Source organism: Halobacteriovorax sp. HLS (assembly GCF_004006665.1).
GTDB lineage: Bacteria > Bdellovibrionota > Bacteriovoracia > Bacteriovoracales > Bacteriovoracaceae > Halobacteriovorax.
This window is the reverse complement of sequence record NZ_QOCL01000009.1, coordinates 226317-248528: the sequence shown is the minus strand read 5'-3', so window position 1 is coordinate 248528 and position 22212 is coordinate 226317. Positions and strand designations below refer to the sequence as shown.

Sequence of the window (22212 nt, the reverse complement as noted above, 5' to 3'; positions counted from 1 at the left end):
TAGCTTTTTTACGTGTTTATTTCTAAGTTTATCCTAGCATCTTCAAAGTCACATTTTCTACTAGAGGCAACCTCATTAAATAATACTTTTAATTTATCAGTATGAATATTTTTACTCCGACTACTATAGTGATTCTCAAGGAGATGATCTAGGGGTTCTAATTCTGAACTTGAAACTTGTAACAAGAACTTCTTCAAAAAGTAATTGTCTGGAGAAAACTCATCAAGGGCCTTATAAAAGAGAGAGATTACTTTCGAGTACTCCTTCGATGTTAGCGCCTGTTTAAACTGTGATATTAACTGTCTCTTTCTTAATTTCTGCGCGACATAACCTCTTATCTGTTCTCGTTTTAAAATATAAACTAGTACGAATAGAGCAATAAAAGTAAGAACTATAGTAATTATCTTTCGCATCTGCTTAGTAATATAAAATCCTGATAACTGGATTGTTTCGAGATCAAAGTCTACAGACTCAATTTCACCGCTTGAAATATTATAGTAATAAATAGGTGAAATAGTTGGAGTAAACTCACCGGCCCTATTGTAAACAGCAGTAACCTCATACTGAACAATAGACTCTAAATCTCCACGATTAGAAGTATCCGAAGATTTTAACTTCTTATAATAATAGACAACATCTTGTGCCTCATTAAAACGGATTTGTGGCAAATAGAGAGATGAGCTACCACTGCTTTTTAAAGTTAATAGATAAGTAAGAGAATCTCCTTTTTTAAGCTCTCGATCACTTGGTATATCAACTTCAACCTCAGCACTACTTTCAAGAGCAGCATAGCTAAAAGTAGAGTCAATACTATTGACCTTTAGCTCGACAGGTTTAGTTCTAAGAGTTCCACTTATTTTCTTCCCTCTTATTGTTCCTGAGATATATAGAGTTATTGGAGGTATCTGATTTACACCTGCGCGATCAAAGTAGTAAATTAACTCCTGGGTTTTAAGTGTATACTGAACTCCACCATGGTCCTTCGTTCCAAAGATAGTTCTTTGGTCTTGTTGTATTGCAAACCCTCCCTGCACAGGAAGATCTAGAAACTTGAACGTAAGATTTGCATTCTTAATATAAGCAAGTGAGACACTCACATTTACCGCAGACTTAGGATAAGTTTCTTCGGTATTTACTCTAATTTCGCTAAAGAGGTCTCCTCTAGCAAAATTCAAGGCCAGATTATCTTGAGCAAAACTCAACGTACATAATAAGTAAAATAGAATACTAATTATTCTTTTCATCGAGAATCCTAATTTTTTGATATAAGAAGTCCTCGAGGTTTGAGTCTAACTTACTATACCACTTATCTAAATTATCTTCTGAGTTTATACTATCTTTTTGTTTTTCAGAGAACTGCTCTTTTAAAGCTCCTCTACTTACTTTATGAGAATCTTCTTTCTTTTTAGAGAGCTTATCATGCCCCTCTGAAACCTGAGACCCCCCTAGCTGATCAATTTCTTTTACTATCTTATCCATCATTGAAAAATTTATTTTAAAACGTTCCTCACCTGGATACTCATTCATTAATTTTTCATAGACTTCAAGCGCACTTAAATAAAACCCTTGATGAGCAAGACTATTGGCATAAGCAAACCTAGACTCTTTATCTTTTAAAGTTGAAAAAATCATCTCAGCATTTTTAAAGTCTTCACTTAAGTAAAAAGACAGGGCCTTTAATTTCTTATCTTCAAATAAAGGAGCAGCCTTATCAAAGTATCCAATTTTAAAGAGAATCATTGCTTGTTGATTATCCGTAATAAAAGGCCTTAAAAGTTTAATTGCATGGGAATTTCTAGGAGCTAGTAAGAAAATAGTTAGAAGAACTGCAATACTAGCGCCCTTTCTAAAAAAGAGGAGAAATGGAATAACCAATAAAAAGCATAAGTAATATCCAAATTCCTCCCAAGGGATGCTTTCGTTGGCCGCCGCAGGGTAATAAGGAGAAATACTACTAATCATCTCTTCTACGTCGTCAGAGTTCGCAGTATTTTCAATATACCGACCCCCGCTGGCCTTTGCTAAATTCACAAGAGATTCCTTATTCTTTTTTATAAAGCTCCCCTCACTCGTATTAAGCCCAACGCCATAGACGATAACTGATAAGTTATACCTCTTAGTCAATATCTCAAATTTTGCAATGTCGTCTAACTCTACTCCATCAGATATTATGACAAGGTATTGCCCCTGTCCTTTAGTTGTAAAGTAATTAGGTAGAATTTTTTCAATAGAGGATGCACTTCTTCCCTGTTTACTTACTATATCTACAGCAATTGCTTCAAGATATGGTCTGACAATACTTCTGTCAGCACTAAGGGCAAGAAGATTATAAGAACGCTGACCAAAAGCTGCAAGAGCAACACTGGCCGTTAAGTTTTCTTCAAGAAAGTCTATCAGCTTTATCTTTGTTCTTTCAATTCGGCTTGGAAGTATATCTTTCTGCTTCATTGAATCAGAAAGTCCGAATGCAAAAACAATTTTTGACTGGTCTACATTAAAAGGCGTTTGCACTTTCTGATACGTTGGTCCCGCAATAACTACGCATAGTCCAGCGAGGGTGTAAACGAATAGGTAGAATATATTAAAGTACTTCTTTATTCCTGAATCAAAGAGTAAGTGTTTAAGGATATGAGGACTAAAATATTTTTTCATATTTCCAAGCCCTGCATTCTTTTCGTAAAGATAGCAACAAAGAACTATCAACGGAATACAAATTAACCACCAAGGCCTTAAGAAATGAAAGTCAGACAATATACTCATACAGAAGTTCCTCTTACTCCCATAGAGCAAAGTGTGAAGAGCTTAATAAGCATAAAAATAAATATTGGGATTAGAAAATAGTAATAGATATCGATAAAAGGTACAAACTTAGTTATCTCTACTTTAGATGGTTCAATTTCATTGATCTTTTCATAGCTTAGTGAAAGTTCTGCTTCATTAGCAGCCCTAAAAAGTTTTCCACCAGTCTTAATCGCAATCCCCTCTAGTATTGAAAAATCAATTGGATTCTCTCCAACTGAGCCAGGATTTCCAAAACCTATAGGGTATATTTTAATAGCTTCTTTACTGGCCAGCTCAGAAGCAATCAGTGGAGAGATCTCACTTCCAGTATCATTACCATCAGTAAAAAGAATAATAACTTTATCTTTAGCAACACTTGATGATAAACTTTTGACACTAAGGCCAAGAGCATCTCCAATATGAGTACTCATTCCTGCCATACCAACCTCAAGTTCATCAATTGATCTAGAAAGAGAGTTATAGTCATCTGTTAACCCACTCTGGATATAAGCAGAGTCACCAAAGACTACGAGACCAATTCTGTCTTTTTGTCGCTTATGCACAAAATTTCTCATGACTTCTTTTGCAACTTCTAGTCTAGTTCTGCCACTACTAGTGTCTTTCTCATTCATAGAACCAGAAAGATCTAAGGCAAGAAAAAACTCTCTAACACTTATGGTTTCGCTAACTTCTTTTCCAGTAAGAACAGGCTTCGCTAGTGCTACGACTAAAAGTAGATAAGAAATAACCAACACAGTTTTTTGAAGCACAGACTTTTGAATATATATTTCTTTTTTTATAGTAGAGCTCGACAAGTTCTTTATAATAGAAAGAAATGGTGCATAAACAGAGCGCCTCTTTTGGTCCAGGGGCGGAACGAAGTAGTATATAAGAAGTGGTAGTGGTAACAGTAGAAATGCCCAGAGGTTTTCAAATATCACAGATACCTCTTTCTAAGCCACACAACAACAGCGTTCTTAAAGTCAGTAAATTCTTCACACGGCATAATAGTATTCTGATATAAGTATCTTGAAATACTCTTTCCAAATTCTGTTTGATAAAAGCTATCACGATCCTCTTTAGTAATTCTTTTTTTCTTATGAGTTATATGAAGAATTTTTGATAGTTCATAGAGGTTCACTTCATTAGTATTGATATATTCTATATAATCTAAAATATACCTATTCTCTTTTTCAAACCTCTTTCTTTTAAAGTATTTTGCTAGGAGAAAGAATAGTCCTATTAGGAAGAGAATATACCATCCCCAAGCGATGGGAAAGAAACTGAAATCATAATCAAGGGAAACTTCTTTTATTCCCTTGACTGTAAGATTACCAAAGTATTTTCCTTCTAAGACCTTCATTTACTTCTTAAAACCTGCATCTCAAATTGTTCTAAAATATCGTCATTCGTATTGAATTCATAAAACTTAATCCCAAAACTAGCTACTTTCTTTTTTACTTGTGCTAATCGAGACTCTTTAAAAGAGTTAAACTTTCTATGAATTTCCGAGTCCGTTCTTTTTGAGAGGTGTGCAACTTCTTGCCCATCACTTATGACAAAGTCGACCTCATCTTCTAATTTATGCTCTAGGGGGTCATACACATGAAGAGCAACCACCTGGTTCTTACTCGATAATCTTCTTAGAATACTCAACGATTGATCATCAATTCTATAAAAGTCTGAAATTAACACAAGGAGACTATTTTGAGTCGTCAGGTTTTCTAATTTAGGTAAATAGTAAGAGAATCTATTTTCTAATCTTTCCTGAGAACTTATACCAAGTTCTCCATTAAATTTTTCTAGAACTTTAAAAAACTCCATAGTCTTATTAGTACTATGACCAGGAGTAAAGGACTGGTAGTGCTTCTCATGAAAGGTCAGACCTCCCACTCTTTCTTTCTGTTCTAAAGAGAGCCACGTAACAATCGCAGCAAGCTCACAAGCAACAACAGACTTCATCTTATTATGAGATCCAAAGAACATAGTACGACCTTGATCTACAAATAGAAGAACTGGTCTTTCCTTTTCTTCCGTAAATGATCTGGTGTGAGGTTTGCCGTATCTTAGGGTAGTCTTCCAATCCATGTACCTAATATCGTCCCCTATTCGATAGTCTCGAATCTCTTCAAAAGTTAGGCCTCTACCTTTAACTTTAGATTGAAATTTTCCTGTTAATAAGTTTCTTAAGGGGACTTTATTAAGAAGCTTAAACTTTTTAAGCTTACCTTTTAACTCTACAAGATCATTTATTTGAATATAGACGCGAGAGTCTTTTGAGGTCATAAAACCTCTACAGACTTAATTATCTCTTTAATGACATCGTCACTAGATACACTCTCAGAGTAGGCTTCATATGAGAGATAGAGTCTATGTCTCAATACAGGGAATACCACAGATCGAACATCATCAGGCTCAACAAAATCACGACCGCTAAGCCATGCTAGCGCTCTTGAAGCAGTATCGATAGCAATAGTCGCTCTTGGACTAACTCCCATAGTAAGCCACTTAGCGAGAGTATCAGAATACTTAGACGGGAACCTAGTTGCATCGACTAAGTCTATTATATATTGAACGATTGCTTCAGAGCTTTGAACCTTCGAAGCTTCTTCTCTTGCTTTAAAAACAATAGATTGATCGTAAGCTTTTTCATTATTTAATTTATTAAAGCTATCATTTCTTACTAGCTTTAAGATTTCTTTTTCACTTTCTTTACTTGGATAATCTAAGATTAACTTAAATAGAAACCTATCCAATTGGGCCTCTGGTAGAGGGTAAGTCCCCTCTTGTTCTATAGGGTTCTGTGTGGCCATTACCATAAAGAGATCTGCCATTTTATAGGTTTTCCCCATTACCGTGACCTGTCTCTCTTCCATGGCCTCTAAAAGAGCTGACTGCACTTTTGCCGGAGATCGGTTAATCTCATCAGCAAGAATTAAATTATTAAAAATAGGACCGGGAGAAAATTCAATTCTCCCATTTCCTTTTTCGTCAGTGATATAGCTCTCGCTACCAGTGACATCAGAAGGGAGAAGATCAGGAGTAAACTGAACTCTCCCAAGAGTTGATTCAATCAATTTAGAGAGATATTTAATAGTAGTAGTCTTTCCAGTACCAGGGGCACCCTCAAGTAAAACATTTCCATTACAAATTAAACTTAGTAGTAATTTCTCAACAATAGCTTCTTGATCAATTATAACTTCATTTAGTTTTGTTTGAATTTCTAAAAAACTCTCTCTAACTGACATAATCCCCTCTAATTCTTTTGAAACTTCATCATATCCGAAGCCATTTCACCAACATCCCATGAATCAGGTTTTTGACTAGGTGGATACTTCTTAAACGTATTTAGAAAAGCTAATGTTTCTGCCGAACACTTATAAACATAAGGAGCTTTAGAAATCATCCAATCATAGTATGAATTAGAACCTGTATCCGCTTTTTCGTAAGGGTCTCTTCTTAGGTTAAAAATCTTAGGCATTCTTAACTCATCAGACTTCTTTAACCAAATGAACATTGTCTTAGCATTATTTTCCGCATAAACACATTTCCAATCTCCAGTTCTAAGTGCAACTGGAATCCCTTCATCAGAAATATAGTGATATTCTTTTCTTGGAGATTCTTTAGACTTACCAGCAAGGTAGCTATTCATGTCATAACCATCAAGGTGAAGCTTGGCCTTAGATTTTCCAACCTTAGTTCCCTTAAGTAGTTTCTTCTTTAAATCTTTTGCTCCAGCAAGAGTTGCCAATGTTGGCATCCAGTCTAAGTGAGAAACAATACCGTTTAACACCTGACCACCTTTATACATTGCAGGATACTTAACAACGGCCGGAACTCTATAAGCTCCTTCCCAGTTTGTATTTTTCTCAGATCTAAAAGGAGTGATACCTGCATCTGGCCAAGTATTAAAGTGAACACCATTATCTGTTGAATACATTACGAAAGTATCTTTTTCAATTCCTAAAGAATCAACAGTATCTAGTAATTTACCTACATATTGATCGTGTTGAACCATTACATCGTTATATGGTCCTTGACCAGATAGTCCTTTCGATTCTTTTCTTGGATGAGTTCTAAAGTGCATACCTGTAGTATTAACCCAAACGAAGAAAGGCTTCTTCTTTTTCTTAACAGCATCTTGCATGAATTTAATTGAACGATTAACGATATCTTCGTCTACAGTTTCCATTCTTTTCTTCGTAAGTGGTCCTGTATCTTTGATTTTACCATCAGCGAACGCATGAATTACTCCTCTTGGTCCAAACATCTTCTTGAATTTTGGATCTTTTGGATAATCTTCATCTTCTGGCTCTTCTTCAGCATTTAGGTGATAGAGATTTCCATAGAATTCATCAAACCCGTGCTTTGTTGGAAGATACTCATCTTTGTCTCCAAAGTGGTTCTTACCAAATTGACCAGTTACATAACCTTGCGATTTCATAACTTCAGCAATTGTTAGGTCTCTTGCCTGTAGACCTACAGGAGAACCTGGAAGACCAACTTTAGTTAGACCTGTTCTAATTCCTGACTGACCAGTGATAAAAGTAGATCTACCTGCAGTACAAGATTGATCACCATAGTAATCTGTAAATAGAATACCGTCTTTTGCAATGCTATCAATATTTGGAGTTTTATAACCCATAATACCTTGGCTATAAGCAGAGATATTACTGATACCGATATCATCTCCCCAGATGATTAAGAAGTTTGGCTTCTTTGCCGCATTTGCCGTAAAGCTTAAAGCAATGGCCAAGAAAGTAACTGGTACTAGCAGTAACTTATTCATTTTAGAACCTCCATAGTTCATTTTGATTTTTATAAAAATTTCTTATATAGTGCGAAAATTCTATGTGAAAAGACATGCTTATGCATCCATTTTTTGAACATAAAACCTATATAATTTAAAAAGATTAATACATGAAATACTTATCCATTCTCTGTCTAGGCCTATCTTTAATTTCATGCTCAAAAAGCTTTAAAGAGGTAAGAAATCTTAACTCATCAGAGTATGAAACCACTCAGAAAGTGAGCTTAAAAAAAGATTGCGCAACTTGTCACAAAGAGGAAGTCCAGCAGTGGAAAGAATCAGATCATTTTCACTCTATGAATCGTGCAAAAGAGAATTTTGTAAAGGCCTCATTTGATGGTGAATCCTTCAAAAGAAAAGAGAACCAATTTAAGTTTTTTAAAAAGAAAGAATCCTTCTATGTACGCATTAATGAAAAAGAGTATCCTATTGCCTATACTTTTGGACATCAGCCTCTTCAGCAATACATCATTGAGTTAAGTAATGGTCAAAAACAAGTCCTGCCAGTTGCATGGGATGTAAAAGAGAATAAATGGTTTGACGTTTACAAAGATATTGACGGTGTGCCTGATCAATCAATGAAATGGAATAAGCATATTAACAACTGGAATAACAGATGTGCGAACTGTCATTCTTCTGGGCTAGTGAAGAATTTTTCCAAAATAGATAATGAGTATAAAACGAGCTTTATTAGTGAGAATATTTCTTGTTATTCCTGTCACGGAAATACCAACGGACATATTCTGTGGGCAAATGGTCAAATGGATAGTAAATCCAAAGGTTTTGATAAAAACCAAACGGGTGGGTATCCAAAAGTGATACTTGCTAATCAAGTTAAAAAACACTCCCAAGGAGAACACCTAAATAGCTCACGAGCTGATTCAAAGTGCTTCTCTTGTCATTCTCTAAGAGAGGATCATTCCTATAACGAAGACTTTAATGAAGATTATTTTAATCAATTTTCAATGAGAATTGTTAATCAACAACAGTACCAACTTGATGGTCAAGCTAACGAGGAAGTCTTTGTTCTGGGTTCTTTTACCCAATCTAAAATGTTTCATAAAGGAGTCACTTGTCTTAACTGCCATAATCCACATAGTGGAAAACTAAAGGCACAAGGAAATAAGACATGCCTTCAGTGTCATGATGCAAACTACGAAAAAGTTACTCACACAAAACATAAGAGTTCTTTAAATTGTATTTCATGCCATATGCCCGAGAAGACTTTCATGGGTATTGACTCAAGAAGAGATCACGCTTTTACAATCCCAAGACCTGACTATTCTAAAAAATATGGTGTTCCAAACACATGTGTCAGTTGTCATCAATCAATGTCATCTAATGAGCTAAGTAAGAAGTTTACTAAGCTCTATTCTCCCTTAAAAACAAAGGACGATTTACTTGAAATCCTAGCGCATATGAAACTAGGTAATTTTAAGAATAAAGACTTACTTGTTAGTTATATATTAGATCCAAATAACCCTGAAATGAAACGTGCCTACGCTATTAGCTTTATTAGAAACTTTCCTTCCTTAAAAGCAGACTTTTTTGAAAAGTTATTTAATGAAAAAAGTATTCTAATAAGAAAGGCAACTCTTGAGTTACTTCAGAGTTATCCTAATATTGATCAACTAAAGCACTTAGTTATTAAAGAAGTTAGTTCAAAAGTAAAAATGCTCTCATATGCTGCTAATTACACCTTGGCCATGCACTCTCACGATATTAATACGAACGATGTCCTTAAAAAGGAGTTAGATAGCTTTATATCAAACTTAACACTACACTCGGACTCTCCTAATAATATTTTAAAATTGGCCGCTTTATCTGCAAGAGGCTTTTTCAATGAAAATAGAGCTGAGTTGTTAAATCTCTCGATTAATAGATTTCCCGACTTTGTCCCTGCGTATATTAATTTGGCTGATATCTATCGAAATCAAGGCGATACTCAGAATAATTTAATGCTACTTGAGCAAGCACTGAAAATTAATCCTAGCTTTGGTGCTACAAATGCGGCGTTGGGTATGTTCTACATAAGAAAGAAAGATTATCCTAAGGCAATTGATTTTCTAAAAAAGGCACATCTTAACGAGATAGAGAATGATTACTATGCTTATATTTATGGAGTTACATTAAATAGTGTCTATGGCTTTAAAAAGGCCATAGACTTTGTGGAATCAAACTTAGATAAGTATAAAGGCTCTTTTCTATTTCACCAACTAGCATTTAGCCTAAGTGTAGGAGAACAAGACCAAGTGAGAACTCAAAAATATATAAAGGAAATTAATAAGTTTAGACAATAAAGTACTACTCTTTAGTCACTTCTATTTCCTCATCTTCTTCTTTCGAAAGGCCTAAAAACCTTACGATCTCTTGTGGTGTAATGATACCTAAGAGTTCCTTATCATTAAATCTACTCACCACTGGAAGACGACCAATTTCAAACCTCTTCATTCTATCTAGAGCCACTAATAAGCTTTGATCAGGGTAAATCGAAATGATAGAGTGCTTTAGCAGAGCACTTACCGCAGTGTCAGGAGCTTCATCTAGCTTGGCCTTTAAGTCACACTTGTTAACAACACCAATGAGTCTTCCATTTTTAAGAACTGGGAAACCACCAATATCATAATTTAAAAAAGTATCTTTCACTTCAAAAACTGTTTTATTTGAGGCAATAGAAATTACTTCCTTAATCATGCAGTCTTCGACGGCCATCTCATTTAAGCATTCATTATCGCTATGGGTGGGTAGATGCACTCCTTCATACTCAGCTACAGACTCATACACTGACTCTGGATCTATCACCGTACTTATCCAATAGGCCGCAATACTTGAGATCATCAGGGGTAAAATTAGCTCATAATCTCTTGTCATCTCAAATAACATAACAAAAGCTGTAAATGGAGCTCGAATAACAGAAACAAGTAAAGAAGTCATTCCTAACAATGCAAATGCACCTATTTCAATTCCACTCAGACCTAATTTAGTTAGGATGATTCCAAAAGCACTTCCTCCAACAGCTCCTAAGAAAAGAACAGGCATGAAAAGGCCTCCACTTAATCCGGTACTGTAGGCACTCGTACTCAAGACAAGCTTCATGACAAAGAGTATCGCAATATAAGAGAGAGTCTCATTATGATTTCCCATTAATAACTTATTAATAGTAGCTGTCCCATCCCCAAGGACTTCACTTGAGTACTGAGAAAATAAACCTGCCAAAGAAACTGCAAAGATAACGAAGAGTAAATCCAACTTTTCAAAGTATTTCTTTCTTATATCTTTAGAAAATAAAATAATTTTAACGAAGAGAAACCCTACTAGTGACATCACTAAACCTAATAGTAAATATGAGAAAAAGTGCCATTCAGTATGAAAGCCATAATTTAGAGAAACAAATGTAGCCTTATTTCCAAATAGTTTATACGAAGTAACAGAGGCGATAACAGAGGCAACTATTATTGGTCCTAGATACTTTGTATTAAGCTCACCCATAATTTCTTCAATAGTAAAAACCACTGCCGCAATAGGTGTATTAAAAGCGGCCGATAGACCAGCTGTTGCCCCTGAGACAACTAGAACCTTGGTAATCTGCCTATTCATTTTAAAAATATGAGCGACCAGATGGGCCCAAGCTGCGGAGATAGTAACAAGAGGACCTTCTTTTCCAAAAGAAAGGCCAGAACACAAAGTAAAGAACGAAGTTAGAAATTTACCAAAAGGCATCCTCTTTGGCATTTTTCCTTTATAAGCAACTAAGCTTAACTTAACAAAAGGAATCCCCGAACCATGAGTTTCCTTAAAGAAAAACCTCGTTAAGAGATAAGATATAGTTGCAACAATTACTGCAAAGAAATATGACTTGAGATCAAAAGTTTCGAAGGTTCCTAAATAATTTGTAACGATATGTACTGACTCATGCAGCATATAGGAAAAGCCACCGGCACCAACCCCTACACACAGAACAGCAAGACCAATTTTATACATATCAAACATTAGTAGAGATTTAAGCTTGTTCATATTTCTCCAAAATACTATCAAATTTCTCAACGAAAGATTCGATACTATTAAAAAAGAAATCAAACTTACTGCTTGTTGAATCAACTTCCATAGTCGTTACACCAACAACTAGAGCGACTTTATTATCTTTAGCAGAAATACGAGATGCTAAGGTGAAACCATGATCCTTGAAAGTATCAATATCTATTAAGATAATACACTTCTCAACATCATGTTCCTCTACTTCTTCATCATGATCAATGAGATAAGTATCTACACCTTCCCTAGTGGCCAGAAATGATAAAATCTCAGAGCCTTCATTCTTACTAAGACAAAATACATTCATAAATCTTCCTAATTAAATTAATGAGAATACTTTAATCTAAAGAAGTCATGACATCAAAGATAAAAATGGTTTTAAGTGAGAGATTAGCCCTTTACTTGGAAACCTTTCTGCTCAAGATAAGATCTGAGTTTCTCTCTTTGATCTCCTTGAATCTCAAAAGTTGTGTCCTTATATGAGCCACCTGTTGCACAGAGATTTTTGAGCTCTTTCATCAATCTTTTAAAGTATGGAGGATTGTCTGGAAATTCGTAAAAAACGGTGACAGCTTTTCCGCCACGTCCCTTCTTTTCTATTCTCATTTTCAAGGTCGTCTCAGAAGGAATAATCTCTACGTTCTTCTTTTCTTTACTTTTTTTAGTTTTATCCAACTTATTCTTGCCCGAACCATCACTTATATAGACAAGTTCATATTCATCTTCTTTCATTTGAATTAGCTCCTTGCGCATATAATATATGATCAAAGGTAGCTAGGCCAATTCTGACCTAGCTACATGTGAAATTAAGACAACTTTAGCTCATCAATGACTTTTTCAAGACTACTTTGGGCGTTAAGCTTAAGTCCTACTTGCTGATCATTACTCTCAGAAGTAAGTCTTGACGTTGAAATAACTTTCCCATTTAAAACAATCGCCAGTTGCTGATTCATATACTTCTTAGAAATATCTTTAGAGATATGATCATCTACCAATAACTTAAGCCCCAACTTTTCATCTACAACTCCCTGGTACTGAAATCCCTCCACCGAAACAATAGGTCTTCTGCTTAATGGAAGAAGTTTTGTATTCTTGAAGTTTAGACAATGTTTAGAGTCTTTATCTGTGTACTTAACCGGTATAATCTCTAGCTTTTGAGAACTGTCATTTAAAGCCGTTGTACTTTTAAATTTTTCAACAAAACCATGGGACATATTCATGAATGCTGAAGTAACAAGTGAAACCAATATAACTTTTTTGCTCATTTTGAGTCTCCTAATAAAATTAATAATAAAGATAATATTAACTAAATTGAGGAGGTCCTCTTATGAAGAAAAGCTTGGCCTTTTTAGACCAAGTAAAATTTTTGAGAAAAGAAAAATCCTCTCTTAAAACAGAGCTGTTCCAGAACTCTAGCTCAGACGTAGAAGACTCCGGAGTCAGACTTGAGTGATGCTCAACGGCCAGCTTCTTATATACACTAACTTCACAGCTCTCAAGACAACTTTCGCTCAATACTTTTGGACGAGAAGCCCCAAAGATAGAGAAAATAAATACCGCTATACAGCTCGCCCCTACACAGTAAGCAAACTTCTTTTTAAATGTGAGACATCTATTTTCAACCATACTTAAAGTTGGGGCTGAACTAGACTACGTCAAGGGTAAAAAGTGTATAAATATTTGTCATTGATTACTTTTTTGTCAATTTTCTATATGATATCAAGAGTTTAGCCCGCCCCACATGGCCTCTCAATTGCTAATAAAAGGCATGATCATAAAACTGAGAATATATCTAAAAGTGCTTATACTTTTTAAAGTAATCCTAATTTGTAACTACTCGCTGAGTGCTTATGAAATAGAATCTATTCTCTTTTTAAATGATCAAAACCAAATTGTGGAACATAAGGACTTTGAAAAGCTAACTAAGCTTCGCGCTGGACATATTTTAGACACAACAATTCTACTAGAAGATATTAATGCTCTAAAGAAAAGTTTTCCAAAGTATTCAGATATTATTGCAACAGTTAACCCTGGTCAAAATGAGTATAGCATAGCCTTAAACTTTGAGTTTCAACTTAAAAGGAAAGTCCAAAGGGTAAGAGTAAAATTAGATGGTGTAGAAGACGATATAGACCTAGACCTTCGCTCTGAGCTTCAAACCCAAAGAGGAACAATCTTAAAAGGAACCTCCATAGATTATGATAAGGACCTTATAAGAAAGAGATACACTCAAAGAGGCTATCTTGACTTAGAAATTACCCATGACATTGAAGCTAATATTTACAACCATGATGTGATTGTTCACTATTATGTTAAGTCTCACGAAGGAAGAACACTGATCTCAGATATTACTTTCAGTGGTAACCACTCTATTAAAGATTCAAAACTTAAAAAGAAAATAAAATCTAAAGAAAGCGGCTTCTTTTCAAAGTATATTCTCGAAGAAAAAAAAGTGATTCAAGATGTTAGGGAGCTACTAACCTATTATAGAAATAACGGATTTCTGGAAGCAGAAATCTCTTATGAGATTAAGAATGATGAAGATAGCTACAAATCTATCAACTTTTCTATTATCGAAAACACTCAATCAATAATAAAAAAAGTAGAATTTGTCGGCACAGAAATATTTAAAGAAAACGAAATCGAGAAAGTCTTAAGTATCAAAGAAGGATCGCCCTATAGTGAAAAGAATCTTAGAATAGGACTCCAAAAAGTAAGAGAGTTCTATGGCAAGTCAGGCCACATAATGGTTGATATAATTTCTGACTATAATCCTGAATCTGAAACCTTAACTATTTTATTATCTGAAGGTGAAGCCTACTCTATAGATGATATTTTAGTAACAGGTATGAACAAAATGAAAGAAGAGACGATTCTGCTTGATGTTACACTGGTGCAGAATGAACTTGTAAATATTCAAGATATAAATGAATCCTTAAGTAAAATGCGTCAAACTGGATACTACGATGATGTAAAAATAGACTTTTCTCCAACTCACTCCAATAGCGGAAATATTATCATTCAAGTTCAAGAAGCTTCAACACAAATGATCGAATTTGGAGTTGGTTACTCTTCTTTAGGTCTTGGTGGTGACATTGGCTATCGAAATTCAAATCTATTTAATGCTGGAAAAGCAATTTCTTTCAAGGCCTCAAAGGCCCAAGAACTACTTAAGCTAGGTATGGTTTATTCAGACCCCCATCTCTTAGGAACAGATTATGAAATGGATATTAGTGCAAATGTTGAAACAGGAAAGCGATCTAATTACGAAAAAGATAGTCTCTCCTTAAGCGCAATGGTTTCTAAACAGATTACAAAAAATATTAAGCTTGGCATTGGAACAAGAGTAGAGTTTTTAAATATTGCAGAAGTTTCCGATCAGCTTGCCAATGAAGTATACGATGCGACTGGAAATAGAAGAACAATAGGAATGATGAGCACTTTTGTTTACAAAGAAGAACAATATGATTCCACAGGGGAAGCAATTTCAGGAAAGCGAATGAAACTTGCCCTATTACCAAGCTACTCTGAAGAGGGTGTTTACAATAAGGTTGTATCAGAGTTTATTACTCAAAAAAGTTTTGCTAGTAACTCTAATGGATCACATCATATTATTAGTTCAAGAGTAACACTTGGTTACTCCAGCGAGAATACACCTTACTATGAAAAATTCTATGCCGGGGGAACCGGATCTCTTAGAGGTTATAAGAACAATTCAATTTCATCTGATGGAAGTGCTGCAGGCGGAAACTACAGCCTCAGTGCAAATGTAAATTACTCTTTTCCGATCTGGAAGGACTTTTTAAAGGGAGTCGCTTTTGTTGAAGCTGCCAGTGTCTCAAATGAACTAAGCGAACTAGATGACGTAAGAGTTGTAGCTGGTCTTGGAGTTAGGGCCAACTTGAGAAATACCTTCTTAAGAAATAATATTGAGGCAGGTTTCGCTCTTCCAGTTAACGCGAAATCCCGAGATGAAGATATTTTAAGACCATTCTACTTCATGCTTGGGAGTTATGACCCAGCGTATGATCTTTAATAATATTAATACTATAGCAAGAGTTGACAGTAATTTTACAATACATGCCTAGGGCCTTTTAAAATTATCTGTTATAAAGGTAACTATAGGAGAAACTATGTTTTCAATATTACTTTTACTTTTTACCGTTGTTCCGGCCATAGAGATATACCTACTATTTTCAATAGGTGCTCAGATAGGTGGAATTAATACATTAATGGTAGTCATAATCACAGGTGTTGTCGGAGCAAGCTTGGCCAAATCACAAGGAATGGCCATTCTAGCAAATATTCAAAATGATTTGAATAAAGGCGCGCTTCCTGCAAATCAACTTATCCACGGCCTTCTCGTTTTCGGTGGTGGTCTATTATTACTTACACCAGGATTTATGACTGACATCATGGGTCTTAGCATGGTCTTTCCGGGAACTCGTCACATTCTAGTGCTCTACCTAAAGACTTACTTCGAAAAAGCTATTCGAAATGGTAATGTTCAATTTTCAAGCTTTGGATCAGGTGGAGGCTTTAGCTATTCACACCATTCAAGCTCTCATAAAGGTTTTGAAAACCTCCGCTCTGGACCTAAAGAAGTTGAGCCTGGAGTTTTTGAAGCAGAGTTTAAAGAAAAATAAAAACTGAGTGTCAACTTGAGACCATTATTAGTAGTGGTCTCAAAATGTCTCTACAATTATCCCACATCAATTCCAAGCTGACCCCAGTTACATAGCAATATCTTTCAAATTATTGGCATAGTAATTGCTTTAATAAAAATTACTAAGCAAATACTAAGGATTAGTATGAGTTTCCACCACAGGTACTCTATATCCTATTTTCGATTGAGGGAGAGAAAATGAAGCACGTATTCGGGACAATTCTATTATCTACAATGTTACTATCGCCATCAGCATTAGCTGTTTCACAAAAGTTAAAGATTGATTTACATGCTCAGCATTTAAAAGGCCAAGAGACTTTACACTTAAAAAGAATGGTAAAGAGAAAGTTTGGTCAAGATAGTTTAGTAGGAATTAAGTTAAAGAAAGTTGAAATTTCTGCAAAATCTAAAAAAGGTCACGCAGATGTTAACCTTCAAGTTGGATTTCAAGAAACCTATCCGCAAACAATTGATGGAACTCCAGAAACATTTGACTCTGACTACTCAGGTTTTCATAGTATTTCATTACATGCTCCCCAATCTCATAGAGACCAACAAGGACCATGGAAGCTACACACTAAAGGAAATGTAAAATTAGATTCAATTGAGCTTACCACAAAAATGCAGCTCGATTATAATCCAGAAAATGTGTCCAATTTACAATTCGCACCTAAGACAAAAATGAAAGTAAATAAGGTCGTAGGATCATCTAAGAAAATTCAAGTAGGTCCAAATTTTAAGGCCATTCAGATCTCCGCTTCTGGCAAGAGTGTCAGTATTACGGAGGTAAAGGTTAAGTTTTCTGATGGACAAGTAGTTCTCCTTGACGAGCTAGAGGGGAAAGTAAAAGGATTAAAGTCATTCAAATTCAAACAACAACTGGCAAAGCCAATTGACTTTATAAAAGTTTCAGCTGTTTCAAATAATATTTTTGGCAGCAGAGGAGAAATTCAAATTTTCACTGCAAAGAAGAATGGACAAGATAGAGATCAAAGACCAGATCGAGGACAACGCCCAAGACGTGATAGAAGAAATTAAATCAGGCATCTACACAACACTAGGATCAGCTGCACATGTGCAGCTGATCTTTACACTAATCTAAGAATTTCTTTACGACTTTTAGCATCTCTTTTGGCCTTTCGGAAAGTATCGCATGTGAAGCTCCTTTAATTACCGACAATCTAGCATCTTTAATTTTTGCAACATACTTCTTCGCCGTACTTGGTCTGGCCTCGTCATAAAATCCACAAATAAATAAAGTTGGAATAGAAATTTTTCCTAAATCTTTAACTCTTGTATATTTTTTAAGAGTTCCAGTTGCCATAAATTCACTTGGTCCCCACATGTGCATATAAACTTTTTCACCATGTTCATTAGTATTCTTAGCAGACCTTTCTAATAACTTCTTTTTATTTCTAAATACATGACGAGAGTAGTACTCCATCATCGCTTCTTTATAAACCTTAGAATCAGTCGCCCCTATTTGATGACAAAAACTTATAACTTTCTTCGTTTTCTTTGGAAGTTTAGCAATTAGATCATTGGCGTCCCTTTGCCAATCTTTTGCACTAAACATTGGTGATTGAAAAATAAGCCCTTTAATTTTATTATTCTTCTTTCTAAGGTAATACTCAAGAGCGAGTGTCGTTCCCCATGATCCACCCATTAAATAGAACTCATCTAAGCCCCACTCTTTAATTAGTATATCTAGTTCTTCGACAAATGTTTCAATCTTCCAAAGTTTTTGCTCAATTTCACTACTCTTTCCACCGCCGATTTGGTCATAGATATAAACCTGACGCTCATCAGAGAGTTCAAGCATAGGCCTCAAGTTTTTAGATGTTCCCCCTGGCCCTCCATGCAGACACACGATAGGAGTCTTATTCTTTCTGCCTTTTTTTTCATAGTAAGTTGTTCCAAATTTATGCTTAATCTTTGCCATTATTTATCCTTTTTTAAATATGCACTAGAATAACGCGTAACACTTTGCCGGTAAAGAAATCTGGACTAGAATATTGTAAAACGAAGAGGAAATTATGGTTCAATTTGAAGATATACAATCAGCCCACGATAGAATCAAAGACGAGATAATAAGAACGCCATGCACCTATTCTAGTACTCTTAGTACTATAGTAGATTGCAAAGTTTTCTTAAAGCTAGAGAATCTACAACTAACTGGCGCTTATAAAGTGAGAGGCGCACTTAATAGACTTTCTCAACTTAGTGATGAAGAAAAGTTACGAGGGGTAATTGCATCTTCGGCAGGAAACCACGCTCAAGGAGTGGCACTCGCGGCCAAGAAGTTAGGCATAAAAGCAACTATAGTTATGCCCGAAACAACTCCACTATCTAAAATACAAGGAACCAAGAAATTCGGAGCAAATGTCATTCTTCACGGTCTCTTCTATGATGATGCTTACGAGAAGGCCCTCGAAATACAAAAGAAGAAGAAGCTTACATTTATTCACCCTTTTAATGACGATCACATAATCGCGGGTCAGGGAACTATTGGCCTAGAGATTCATGAAGATCATCCTAACCTAGATGTTCTTGTCGTACCAATCGGCGGAGGTGGTCTCATCTCGGGTATTGCCATTGCATTAAAGAAGTTAAATCCAAAGATTAGAATCATTGGTGTAGAGGCCGAACAAATGGCGGCAATGAAAACCAGCGTAGAGCAAAAGAAGATAGTTCAGATCGAAAAGTGTAAAACAATCGCTGATGGTATTGCAGTAACGACAGTACAAGAAAATACATTCAATATTGTTTCACAACTTGTAGATGAAATTGTGACTGTCTCTGAGGTAGAGATGGCACACTCAATAATGAAACTCTTAGAAATTGAAAAAGTTCTTGTTGAAGGTGCAGGAGCCGCTGCATTTTCAGCAGTGGCCCATGGAAAGATTAGTGATATTACAGGTAAGAAAGTTGGCGTTGTCGTCTCTGGTGGAAATATCGATATTAACTTTCTATCAAAAGTTCTAGAAAGAGGTCTTTCCGAAGATGGAAGACTAGTCACTCTAAAAATAATAGTTCCAGACTCTCCTGGTATTATTTCTGATATATCTTCAATTGTTGCAAAGTTTGGTGCAAATATTGTCGATATTTATCATAATAGAACCTTCTCCAATACTCACTTGGGAGAGACAGCAGTTCATTTCACTTTAGAGACAAAGGGACATAATCATATTAAAGAAATTACCAAAGCTATTAAAGAGCATGGTCTAACAGTCAAAAAAACCTAATAAAGTTAAGCACTTAGGCATCTCCCCGAGGGTGTCTAGGTTTATAACACCCCCTGAAAATCCTACTCACTCAGCCCATCTAGGGACGAAACCAACATAAAATAAGAGAAATTTATTTAAAAGGAACTCTTATGAAATTGCAGACCATCGCACTCTCTCTATTAATGCTCACAGGACCATTGAGTTCAGCAGACGAAAACTCTGCTCTCAAATACCCTTTCTACCAAGAGCAAGTGGCATCTATGCAAAATAGTGTGAGCAATGAAATGATGGTTTCAAATAGTGGGATCGCCTCTCTTCTACTTCGTTTAGATATGATCAAAAGAGCGAAGAAAAGTATAGAAGTTGAATATTTTATTTATAATCAAGATAGGGCCGGAAGAGTTTTAACACAAGCACTTGTAGAGGCCGCAAAAAGAGGTGTAAAAGTCAGAATGTTGGTTGATAAATCTCTTCCTGTTTTCGCTCTTGATGCACATATTGCAAAAGAACTTAGAGAAGTCGGTGTCGATCTAAGATTTTATAACGATGCTTCTGCCCTACAGTTATCAACAGCTCAATTTAGATCACATAGAAAACTATTTGTTATTGATGATATTGAAGCGATAACAGGAGGAAGAAATATTGGAGATGATTACTTTGATCTTTCAGAACACTTCAACTTTCTCGATAGAGACCTATATGTAAAAGGGACTATTGTAAAAGCAATGAGAGAATCATTTGACGAATACTTTAAACATAAAGTAACTGAAAATCCTAAAACGCCAGAAATTCCTAGAAAAATGTCAGCAGGATTTAGACCAGAAAGAAGAAGAGCACTTAAGAGACAATTCGAACAAAGAATGAAAAACTTTATAAGTGCTCAGAAGAATGCAAAGGCATTTTTGACTCAAACCCAAGCAGACAGAGATCTACTAGAAAAGGTCGAAGAAATAGCTAGACCAATTCTTGACTCAAAGAAAATGTATAATTGCCCTCAAACAACTTATGCTGCAGATGTTCCAGGGGCCAGATTCTCTAAACGAATTGAAAGTGATTTTACTGATAAATTCAGAGTACTAAGAAAAGTTTTCGCTCAAAAAATTGAAAATGTAACCTCTGAAATAATCGTTTCTTCACCTTACTTTATTCATAATGGTCACACAAAGAGTCTTATGAATACTCTTATCGATAAGAATGTAGATATTGAAATCTACACTAATAGTCTTGGCTCTACAGACGCGATCTATGTGGCGGCAAACTTTTACAAAGATGTTTTTAAGTGGCAAGAAAAAGGTGTCGTACCATATATTCATAACGGAACATGGTTTCCGAAACACCCAACAATTTCAGAAGGTGTAAAGAAAGCAAAATGGGGAACTCATTCTAAGACACAAATCTATGATAATAACGAAGTTATGATTGGTACTTATAATGTAGATAATAGATCTAATTTTTATAACTCTGAGATGGCCCTTTTTTGTAAAGGTAATCCAGAATTAACTGCAGAAGTACGAGAAAGTATTCACGAAAGGTCTCGAGCCGGATATAAAATTATTGGTGACCATGAGTCCGTTGACTCTAAAGATATTAGAACAGATGTCTATGGAAATCCAACAGGAATGAGTAAGTTCATTATGAATGCAATTGCCATTCCTTCAATTCTTTTAAAAGATTTACTCTAAGAAACCTTTTTAAAATATTCCGTGGCCGTGTTCTCTTTAACGGCCACACTTGGAAGTTCAGGAGGAAGATCGCTCTTTGATTGCTTTCCAACGACAGGTTTAATTGTATAGAGTTCTTTCTCATCAAGATTAGAAATACTTGCTCCATAAAAGAAAGAACAAACTAAGTAATAAATCCAAACGGCCGCCATAACAATAGTATAGAAGTTTCCATAGTTCTGGGCCAATTCACTCTTTGAAGAATTTAGATAAATCCAATAACCAGATTTGCCGGCCAAGAAACACCCTACAAATGCTACTGCTCCTAAAAAAGAATTAGAGTACGAGATCTTCTTACCGTTTGAAAATCTATAAAAGAGTGTAAAGAACCCAAGAGAAAGAAGTACAGGCACAACTTGATAATCAAATAGAAATGAAGTCACTTCCGGAAGACTCTGCGCCTTTGAGAAAAAAACCATTTTAAATAATGTCTTATTAGAGATTATAAGTAGAACTCCCATAAAGAACGTCATAATTGAGCCAATCGAAAAAGACTTTATATCCTCTATGATAAACCCTCCCTTCGCTTCTTTTTTACCAATAGTTCGAACGCCATACATGAAGGCCGAAACCAGTCCAATAAGAGAATAGCCCAGAAAAGCTATATTCATCAGATTAGCAGAAGTTGAAGAGTTTAGTTGACCTTCTACAATTGAGGAGATGCTCTTTAAAATCCAAGGTGCAAGGTGAGGAATATTAGAATTTAACGTTTCAAGAACGATGGCCTTTGATTGAGCAACATCACCAGTTACAAATCCAAGAATTGATATAAATAATAATAGTGATGGGATTAAACTTAACACAGCAAAGAATGTGGTAGCTCCAGCTAGGATCTCACCCTTTCTCTTTTTAAAGAGAAAGAATCCATTAAGTAGTTTAGAGACAATGGCACTAGTTAGCTTATAGCTGTAGCTTTCGTAGTTCTTACCGATAACAAGTATCTTATTTTGTTGATTTTCCATAGATTGCATTATG

The 22212-nt window shown here is 35.4% G+C and carries 20 protein-coding genes; 6 read left to right on the top strand and 14 right to left on the bottom strand.

What is annotated here, in order from left to right:
- Positions 1–8 precede the first annotated feature (8 nt).
- The 7 genes from DPQ89_RS10735 to DPQ89_RS10705 are packed head-to-tail and all read right to left on the bottom strand — an operon-like array spanning position 9 to position 7570.
- Positions 9–1244 carry a BatD family protein gene (locus tag DPQ89_RS10735; RefSeq protein ID WP_127716939.1) on the bottom strand — a complete coding sequence of 412 codons (1236 nt, stop codon included), beginning with the start codon at positions 1242–1244 and terminating at the stop codon, positions 9–11.
- The gene (locus tag DPQ89_RS10730) at positions 1228–2760 is read right to left on the bottom strand and encodes a hypothetical protein (RefSeq protein WP_127716938.1); all 1533 of its coding nucleotides are present in this window, start codon (positions 2758–2760) and stop codon (positions 1228–1230) included. The genes DPQ89_RS10735 and DPQ89_RS10730 overlap by 17 nt, the downstream gene beginning before the upstream one ends.
- A complete protein-coding gene (locus DPQ89_RS10725; RefSeq protein ID WP_127716937.1) occupies positions 2757–3722 on the bottom strand; it encodes a VWA domain-containing protein in 966 nt (321 codons plus the stop codon). Before DPQ89_RS10725 ends, DPQ89_RS10730 begins: the two co-directional genes overlap by 4 nt.
- A complete protein-coding gene (locus DPQ89_RS10720) occupies positions 3719–4144 on the bottom strand; it encodes a hypothetical protein (protein ID WP_127716936.1) in 426 nt (141 codons plus the stop codon). The genes DPQ89_RS10725 and DPQ89_RS10720 overlap by 4 nt, the downstream gene beginning before the upstream one ends.
- Positions 4141–5067 carry a DUF58 domain-containing protein gene (locus DPQ89_RS10715; RefSeq protein ID WP_127716935.1) on the bottom strand — a complete coding sequence of 309 codons (927 nt, stop codon included), beginning with the start codon at positions 5065–5067 and terminating at the stop codon, positions 4141–4143. Before DPQ89_RS10715 ends, DPQ89_RS10720 begins: the two co-directional genes overlap by 4 nt.
- The gene (locus DPQ89_RS10710; protein ID WP_127716934.1) at positions 5064–6029 is read right to left on the bottom strand and encodes a MoxR family ATPase; all 966 of its coding nucleotides are present in this window, start codon (positions 6027–6029) and stop codon (positions 5064–5066) included. Before DPQ89_RS10710 ends, DPQ89_RS10715 begins: the two co-directional genes overlap by 4 nt.
- An 8-nt stretch (positions 6030–6037) precedes the next feature.
- A complete protein-coding gene (locus DPQ89_RS10705; RefSeq protein WP_127716933.1) occupies positions 6038–7570 on the bottom strand; it encodes an arylsulfatase in 1533 nt (510 codons plus the stop codon).
- A 131-nt stretch (positions 7571–7701) separates the two neighbouring features.
- Here DPQ89_RS10705 and DPQ89_RS10700 point away from each other — a divergent pair, with 131 nt between their 5' ends.
- Positions 7702–9891 (top strand): cytochrome c3 family protein, encoded by a 2190-nt coding sequence (locus DPQ89_RS10700; RefSeq protein ID WP_127716932.1) that lies wholly within the window; start codon positions 7702–7704, stop codon positions 9889–9891.
- Positions 9892–9895: 4 nt separating this feature from the next.
- Here DPQ89_RS10700 and DPQ89_RS10695 read toward each other — a convergent pair whose 3' ends face one another.
- From DPQ89_RS10695 to DPQ89_RS10675, 5 genes are all read right to left on the bottom strand, one after another.
- Positions 9896–11605 (bottom strand): chloride channel protein, encoded by a 1710-nt coding sequence (locus DPQ89_RS10695; protein ID WP_127716931.1) that lies wholly within the window; start codon positions 11603–11605, stop codon positions 9896–9898.
- Positions 11592–11930 (bottom strand): hypothetical protein, encoded by a 339-nt coding sequence (locus DPQ89_RS10690; RefSeq protein WP_127716930.1) that lies wholly within the window; start codon positions 11928–11930, stop codon positions 11592–11594. Before DPQ89_RS10690 ends, DPQ89_RS10695 begins: the two co-directional genes overlap by 14 nt.
- Before the next feature lie 83 nt (positions 11931–12013).
- Positions 12014–12355 carry a translation initiation factor gene (locus DPQ89_RS10685; RefSeq protein WP_164848355.1) on the bottom strand — a complete coding sequence of 114 codons (342 nt, stop codon included), beginning with the start codon at positions 12353–12355 and terminating at the stop codon, positions 12014–12016.
- Positions 12356–12429: 74 nt separating this feature from the next.
- Complete coding sequence (locus DPQ89_RS10680) at positions 12430–12888, bottom strand: hypothetical protein (RefSeq protein WP_127716928.1); 459 nt, start codon at positions 12886–12888, stop codon at positions 12430–12432.
- Positions 12889–12925: 37 nt separating this feature from the next.
- On the bottom strand, positions 12926–13249 hold the full coding sequence (locus DPQ89_RS10675; RefSeq protein ID WP_127716927.1) for a hypothetical protein: 324 nt from the start codon (positions 13247–13249) through the stop codon (positions 12926–12928).
- 172 nt (positions 13250–13421) lie between these two features.
- On the opposite strand from DPQ89_RS10675, the gene DPQ89_RS10670 reads away from it, so the two are divergent.
- The 3 genes from DPQ89_RS10670 to DPQ89_RS10660 all read left to right on the top strand — a co-directional run bounded on the left by DPQ89_RS10670 (position 13422) and on the right by DPQ89_RS10660 (position 17327).
- Positions 13422–15659, top strand: coding sequence for an outer membrane protein assembly factor (locus DPQ89_RS10670; RefSeq protein ID WP_164848354.1), 2238 nt, complete (start codon positions 13422–13424; stop codon positions 15657–15659).
- A gap of 97 nt (positions 15660–15756) precedes the next feature.
- Positions 15757–16269 carry an FxsA family protein gene (locus DPQ89_RS10665; protein WP_127716925.1) on the top strand — a complete coding sequence of 171 codons (513 nt, stop codon included), beginning with the start codon at positions 15757–15759 and terminating at the stop codon, positions 16267–16269.
- 218 nt (positions 16270–16487) lie between these two features.
- Positions 16488–17327 (top strand): hypothetical protein, encoded by an 840-nt coding sequence (locus tag DPQ89_RS10660; RefSeq protein WP_127716924.1) that lies wholly within the window; start codon positions 16488–16490, stop codon positions 17325–17327.
- A gap of 55 nt (positions 17328–17382) precedes the next feature.
- On the opposite strand, the gene DPQ89_RS10655 is transcribed toward DPQ89_RS10660, so the two are convergent.
- Positions 17383–18231, bottom strand: a complete 849-nt coding sequence (locus DPQ89_RS10655) for a proline iminopeptidase-family hydrolase (protein ID WP_127716923.1) — start codon at positions 18229–18231, stop codon at positions 17383–17385.
- 94 nt (positions 18232–18325) lie between these two features.
- Here DPQ89_RS10655 and ilvA point away from each other — a divergent pair, with 94 nt between their 5' ends.
- Both ilvA and DPQ89_RS10645 read left to right on the top strand, forming a co-directional pair.
- Positions 18326–19534, top strand: a complete 1209-nt coding sequence (gene ilvA / locus DPQ89_RS10650) for a threonine ammonia-lyase (RefSeq protein WP_127716922.1) — start codon at positions 18326–18328, stop codon at positions 19532–19534.
- A 131-nt stretch (positions 19535–19665) separates the two neighbouring features.
- Positions 19666–21198, top strand: coding sequence for a phospholipase D family protein (locus DPQ89_RS10645; RefSeq protein ID WP_127716921.1), 1533 nt, complete (start codon positions 19666–19668; stop codon positions 21196–21198).
- Here the strand turns inward: DPQ89_RS10645 and DPQ89_RS10640 are convergent.
- Positions 21195–22208, bottom strand: coding sequence for a YihY/virulence factor BrkB family protein (locus DPQ89_RS10640; RefSeq protein WP_127716920.1), 1014 nt, complete (start codon positions 22206–22208; stop codon positions 21195–21197). The genes DPQ89_RS10645 and DPQ89_RS10640 overlap by 4 nt on opposite strands.
- Between the last annotated feature and the right edge of the window lie 4 nt (positions 22209–22212).

Excerpts from the sequence above, each read along its gene's own strand:
- DPQ89_RS10735 (WP_127716939.1), bottom strand. The coding sequence starts at position 1,244 with ATGAAAAGAATAATTAGTATTCTATTTTACTTATTATGTACGTTGAGT.
- DPQ89_RS10730 (WP_127716938.1), bottom strand. The coding sequence starts at position 2,760 with ATGAGTATATTGTCTGACTTTCATTTCTTAAGGCCTTGGTGGTTAATT.
- DPQ89_RS10720 (WP_127716936.1), bottom strand. The coding sequence starts at position 4,144 with ATGAAGGTCTTAGAAGGAAAATACTTTGGTAATCTTACAGTCAAGGGA.
- DPQ89_RS10715 (WP_127716935.1), bottom strand. The coding sequence starts at position 5,067 with ATGACCTCAAAAGACTCTCGCGTCTATATTCAAATAAATGATCTTGTA.
- DPQ89_RS10710 (WP_127716934.1), bottom strand. The coding sequence starts at position 6,029 with ATGTCAGTTAGAGAGAGTTTTTTAGAAATTCAAACAAAACTAAATGAA.
- DPQ89_RS10705 (WP_127716933.1), bottom strand. The coding sequence starts at position 7,570 with ATGAATAAGTTACTGCTAGTACCAGTTACTTTCTTGGCCATTGCTTTA.
- DPQ89_RS10700 (WP_127716932.1), top strand. The coding sequence starts at position 7,702 with ATGAAATACTTATCCATTCTCTGTCTAGGCCTATCTTTAATTTCATGC.
- DPQ89_RS10695 (WP_127716931.1), bottom strand. The coding sequence starts at position 11,605 with ATGAACAAGCTTAAATCTCTACTAATGTTTGATATGTATAAAATTGGT.
- DPQ89_RS10690 (WP_127716930.1), bottom strand. The coding sequence starts at position 11,930 with ATGAATGTATTTTGTCTTAGTAAGAATGAAGGCTCTGAGATTTTATCA.
- DPQ89_RS10685 (WP_164848355.1), bottom strand. The coding sequence starts at position 12,355 with ATGAAAGAAGATGAATATGAACTTGTCTATATAAGTGATGGTTCGGGC.
- DPQ89_RS10680 (WP_127716928.1), bottom strand. The coding sequence starts at position 12,888 with ATGAGCAAAAAAGTTATATTGGTTTCACTTGTTACTTCAGCATTCATG.
- DPQ89_RS10675 (WP_127716927.1), bottom strand. The coding sequence starts at position 13,249 with ATGGTTGAAAATAGATGTCTCACATTTAAAAAGAAGTTTGCTTACTGT.
- DPQ89_RS10665 (WP_127716925.1), top strand. The coding sequence starts at position 15,757 with ATGTTTTCAATATTACTTTTACTTTTTACCGTTGTTCCGGCCATAGAG.
- DPQ89_RS10660 (WP_127716924.1), top strand. The coding sequence starts at position 16,488 with ATGAAGCACGTATTCGGGACAATTCTATTATCTACAATGTTACTATCG.
- DPQ89_RS10655 (WP_127716923.1), bottom strand. The coding sequence starts at position 18,231 with ATGGCAAAGATTAAGCATAAATTTGGAACAACTTACTATGAAAAAAAA.
- ilvA (WP_127716922.1), top strand. The coding sequence starts at position 18,326 with ATGGTTCAATTTGAAGATATACAATCAGCCCACGATAGAATCAAAGAC.
- DPQ89_RS10645 (WP_127716921.1), top strand. The coding sequence starts at position 19,666 with ATGAAATTGCAGACCATCGCACTCTCTCTATTAATGCTCACAGGACCA.
- DPQ89_RS10640 (WP_127716920.1), bottom strand. The coding sequence starts at position 22,208 with ATGCAATCTATGGAAAATCAACAAAATAAGATACTTGTTATCGGTAAG.